The 4,951-nt window shown below is 77.2% G+C and carries 4 protein-coding genes; 2 read left to right on the forward strand and 2 right to left on the reverse strand.

Features of this window, described 5'->3' with window-relative positions; all coding sequences use genetic code 11:
• The coding region (locus ESG85_RS05660) for a DUF5682 family protein (RefSeq protein WP_219825162.1) at positions 1 to 1,894 on the reverse strand (1,894 nt) is incomplete at its 3' end.
• Positions 1,891 to 3,006, reverse strand: a complete 1,116-nt coding sequence (locus tag ESG85_RS05665; protein ID WP_128976919.1) for an ATP-binding protein — start codon at positions 3,004 to 3,006, stop codon at positions 1,891 to 1,893. The genes ESG85_RS05660 and ESG85_RS05665, both read right to left, overlap by 4 nt.
• 138 nt (positions 3,007 to 3,144) lie before the next feature.
• Here ESG85_RS05665 and ESG85_RS05670 point away from each other — a divergent pair, with 138 nt between their 5' ends.
• Both ESG85_RS05670 and ESG85_RS37105 read left to right on the forward strand, forming a co-directional pair.
• Positions 3,145 to 4,746, forward strand: a complete 1,602-nt coding sequence (locus ESG85_RS05670; RefSeq protein ID WP_219825163.1) for an SWIM zinc finger family protein — start codon at positions 3,145 to 3,147, stop codon at positions 4,744 to 4,746.
• A 59-nt stretch (positions 4,747 to 4,805) separates the two neighbouring features.
• Positions 4,806 to 4,951: DUF5691 domain-containing protein (locus ESG85_RS37105; protein ID WP_164986172.1), on the forward strand; the 146-nt coding region annotated here is incomplete at its 3' end.

Raw genomic sequence — 4,951 nt, forward strand, 5'->3', positions numbered from 1 at the left:
CCGCCGCGGGGGTGCCGGGGCCGGCGGGCGCGGGCCGGGTCGTCAGGAGGGCGATCGCCGTGTGGACGGCGTCGAGACGGTCGCGCATGTCGGCGGCGGCGTCGGTGTCGAGTGCGGCGCAGGCGGGCGGCAGTCCGACGCAGATCCGCTCGGCGAGACCGGCGGCGACCTCGCCGAGCGCGGTGGTGTCGGTGGCGCGGACGTCGCCGTAGCGCAGGGAGCGGGCGAGGGCGGGCAGGGCCTGGGCGAGGTGGGCGACGTCGCTGTCGAGGGCGGCGCGGTCGGCGAGCGCGTGCAGCACGGCGGGCAGGGCGTCGCCGAGTCCGGCGAGCAGGCACTGCTCGGCGAGCGCGGTGACGGCGGCGAGGTCGTCGGCCGCGGCCGCCCGCGCGCGGGCCCGGGCGGTGGCGGCGGCCTCGACGGTGGTGCCCCAGACGCCCGCCTCGGCGACCCGGACGTGGAGTTCGGGCTCCCAGCGCAGCCGCCAGCTCTCCCGGAACGTGCCGGTGGAGCCGCGGCCCGCGACGGGGCCGCCCCAGTCGACGCCGAGCAGCCGGAGCCGGTGCAGGAGCCGGCTGCGGGCGGCGTCGTTGTCCTTGCGCAGGTCGAGGCCGAGCTCGCGCTCGGACGCCTCGGGCTTGAGGCGCAGCCCGCGCTGGAGCCGTTCGAGGTCGCGCTGGAGCGGCACGGCGGGTGCGCCGGCCGGGACCGTGCCGAGGACGTCGCCGACCACGAGCCGGTCCCGCATCAGGTCGAGCGGGACGTCCGAGCCCTCGCACATGACGGCGCGGACGGCGTCGGTGGTCTCGCCGAGCCCGGGCAGCGGGCGGCCGCGCATCACGGCCAGGGTGTCGGCGAGCCGTACGGCCTCGATGACGTGCGCGGAGGAGACGGTCAGGTCCTCGTCCCGCAGCAGTCCCGCGACCTTGGTCATCCAGCGTTCGACGGGCCGGTCGGGCGCGGTGAAGAGGTGCGCGTACCAGCCGGGGGCGTCGATGCCGGCGCCGTAGCCGGAGCGGCGGGCGAGCCGGCGGTGGGTCCAGGGGACCCAGGTCAGCTCGGCCTTCACCTTGGGCAGTCCCTTGAGCAGGGCGCGGTCGGCCGTGACGGTGGTCCTGCGCAGCAGCGCGGGCACGTGCCAGGCGCCGCAGACCACGGCGACGTCGTCGCCGAACTCCTTCCGGGCCGCGCGCAGCCGCAGCCGCATGTGCGCCTCGCGCATCAGGTCGCGCGGGTGGCCGCCGTGTCCGTACGCCTCGCGCAGGGCGCCCATCGCCTCGGCGACGGCGTCGAACGGGGCGAACGGGTCGCCGGCGCCGCGCAGTTCGACGACGTCCTCCCACCAGCGTTCGGCGTCGTCGTAGCCGGCGGTGCGGGCGAGCTCGGCGATCGGGTCGACGCGCAGTTCCCGGCCGCCGGCCGGTTCGGCACCGGTGAACTCCTCCCCGTCGTCCCAGGTGGGGTCGAGGGCGGCGAGGCTGTGGGCGGCGGGCAGGTCGACGAAGCGCACCTCGGCGCCGTGGTCGAGGGCCCAGCGGATCGCGACCCACTCGGGCGAGAACTCGGCCATGGGCCAGAACGCGGCCCGTCCCGGGTCGTCCACGGCGTGCGCGAGCAGCGCGACCGGGGGCCGCATCTCCTCGTCGGCGGCGAGCGCGACCAGGGCGTCCGCCTCGGGCGGGCCCTCGACGAGCACGGCCTTGGGGCGCCCGGCGTCGAGCGCCGCCCGCACGGCCCGCGCGGAGCCGGGTCCGTGGTGCCGCACGCCGAGCACGAGCGGCCCGGTCACGGACCGCGCCGGGGGCGCGGCGGCTCCGGGGGGAGATGCCGGGGCGCCGGTGTGCGGGTCGGCGCGGGTGCCCGCGTCGTGCTCCGTGGCGGCGGGGCGGGTCATGCGCTCACCTCGCGGCAGGCGCGGTAGAAGTCCTTCCATCCGTCTCTCTCACGGACCACGGTCTCCAGGTACTCCTGCCAGACGACCCGGTCGGCGGCCGGGTCGCGGACCACCGCGCCGAGCAGACCGGCGGCGACGTCGGCGGAGCGGAGCACCCCGTCGCCGAAGTGGGCGGCGAGGGCCAGGCCGCCGGTGACGACGGAGATCGCCTCGGCCGTCGACAGCGTCCCCGAAGGGGACTTGAGCTTGGTGCGGCCGTCGGTGGTGACTCCGTCGCGCAGTTCGCGGAAGACGGTGACGACCCGGCGGATCTCGTCCGCGCCGTCCGGAACGGCGGGCAGGTCGAGCGAGCGCCCGATCTGGTCGACGCGTCGGGCGACGATGTCCACCTCGGCGTCCGGCGTCGCGGGCAGCGGCAGCACGACGGTGTTGAAGCGGCGGCGCAGGGCGCTGGACAGGTCGTTGACGCCGCGGTCGCGGTCGTTGGCCGTGGCGATGAGGTTGAAGCCGCCGACGGCCTGCACCTCCTCGCCCAGTTCGGGGATCGGCAGGGTCTTCTCGGACAGGATCGTGATGAGGGTGTCCTGCACGTCGGCGGGGATGCGGGTCAGTTCCTCGACGCGGGCGGTCATGCCCTGCGCCATGGCCCGCATGACGGGGCTGGGCACGAGGGCGTCGCGGCTGGGACCGTGGGCGAGCAGCTGCGCGTAGTTCCAGCCGTAGCGGATGGCTTCCTCGGGGGTGCCGGCGGTGCCCTGGACGAGGAGCGTGGAGTCGCCGCTGACGGCGGCGGCGAGGTGCTCGGAGACCCAGGTCTTGGCGGTGCCGGGAACGCCGAGCAGGAGCAGGGCGCGGTCCGTGGCGAGCGTGGTGACGGCGACCTCGACGATGCGGCGCGGGCCGACGTACTTCGGTGTGACCACCGTGCCGTCGGGCAGTGTGCCGCCCAGGAGGTAGGTGGCGACGGCCCAGGGCGAGAGCCGCCAGCGCGCGGGGCGCGGCCGGTCGTCGGCGGCGGCGAGCGCGGCGAGTTCGTGGGCGAAGGCGTCCTCGGCGTGGGGCCGCAGGGCCGCGTCCGCGGCGGTGGTCGTGGTGGTTTCGGGCAGGGTCATGGGTCCCCCTCCAGATCGTTCGACCTGCTGTGCGATCCACGGTGCACCATGCCACTGACATCGGGTCACGCCCTGGGGAAACCGCAGGTCAGGGCTGCGGCGAGGGCGTTGTCAGTGGCGGCCCGTACGGTCGTTCGCATGACTGAGCAGGGGGTGCGCTGGACGTCGGAACAGGTGCTGGCACTGGCTCCTGACGACGCGTCGCGCAGAGCGGGAAGCAAGCTGGGTTCGCCCGGCCCGTGGTCGGGCGCGGGCCGCGACGGCCGGGCCGTCTGGGGCCTGTGCAAGGGCAGCGGCAGGACGCCGTACCGCACGGTCGTGGACACCGCGGGTCCGGCGTACGCGTGCAGTTGCCCGAGCCGCAAGTTCCCGTGCAAGCACGCGCTGGGACTGCTGTTGCTGTGGGCGGGGGACGCGGCCGGGACGGCGGTGCCGACGGCCGGCGAGGCGCCCGACTGGGCGGCGGAGTGGCTCGCGGGCAGACGTGCGCGGGCGGAGGCCGCGCGGGAGGGGGCCGCGCGGACCGAGGCGGACGGCGGGCCCGCCGACCCGGAGGCCGCGCGCCGCCGGGCGGAGCGGCGGGCGGCCCGGATCACGGCGGGGGCACAGGAGTTGGAGCAGCGGCTCGCCGACCTGCTGCGCGGCGGGCTCGCCTCGGCCGAGCGCGCGGGGTACGGGCTGTGGGAGGAGACCGCGGCCCGCATGGTCGACGCCCAGGCCCCGGGGCTGGCCGGGCGGGTGCGCGAGCTGGGCGCGGTCGCCGGATCGGGGCCGGGCTGGCCGGTACGGCTCCTGGAGGAGTGCGCGCTGACCCATCTCCTCGACCGCGCCTGGCTGGCGGTGGACACCCTGCCCGGTCCGCTGGCCGCGACGGTCCGCGGCCGGGTCGGCCTGCCGTCCTCACCGGAGGGGCCGGTGCTGCGCGACGACTGGCTGGTGCTCGCCCAGTACGACACGGCGGACGCGCGCCTGACGACCCGCCGGATCTGGCTGCACGGCCGGTCGACCGGGCACACGGCCCTGCTCCTCTCCTACGGCGCGGCGGGCCGCGCACCCCAACTGGCCCTGCCCGTCGGCGCCGTCGTGGACGCCGAGCTGCGCCCGTACGGTTCGGGCGGGGGGCTGCGCGCCGAGCTGGTCGAGCAGTTCGGCACCGCCTCGGCCGCGTGCCCGCCGCCTCCGGGCACCGGGGTCGCCGCCGCCCTCGCCGCCTACGGCGGCGCGCTGCGCGAGGACCCGTGGCTGGACAGCTGGCCGGTGACCTTGTCGGAAGTGGTCCCGGCCCGGGCGGAGTACGGCTGGCAACTCGCCGACGCCGCGGGCACAGGACCGGGCTCGGCGCCTGGCACAGGACCGGGCACACCCTCGGGCACACGACCGGGCACACCCTCGGGCACGGGGGCGGGCACCCCGTCGGGCACAGGGCCGGACCAAGCTCCGGGCGCGGCGGCCGGCACGGCCGACGGCGCCGACGGGACCTCGGCAGCGATCGAGGCTGCCGACGGGACCTCGGCCGTCCCCGGGGGCGCCGACGGACCCCCGGGTACGGCCGTGGGCACCGCCGGCCGGGAGGCCGTGCCGCTGACCCGCGCCGCCCAGGCACATCCCGGGCTGTGGCGGCTGGTCGCACTGTCCGGAGGCGGCCCCGTGAGGGTGTTCGGGGAGGTGGGCCACCAGGGGTTCACCCCGCTGGCCGCCTGGTCGCCGGACGAACCGGGCGAGACGGTGCCGCTCGTCTGACACCGCCGCGGACGCGCCCCACGCCCGTCCCACCACCCCACCCACCTCTGGAGGAGTCCATGGACGCCTGGGAAGAGCTCGTCACGTCGGCGCTGCTGGGCACCGACCGGAAGCCGTTCGGGTCCGGCACCGGAGACGCGGCGCCCCTCGCGCTGCTCGACGCCGCCGCCGTGCACACCGTACGGCGCAGAGCGGGGCTGCGCCC

Origin of the sequence: Streptomyces roseicoloratus, from assembly GCF_004117935.1 — a bacterium.
GTDB lineage: Bacteria > Actinomycetota > Actinomycetes > Streptomycetales > Streptomycetaceae > Streptomyces > Streptomyces roseicoloratus.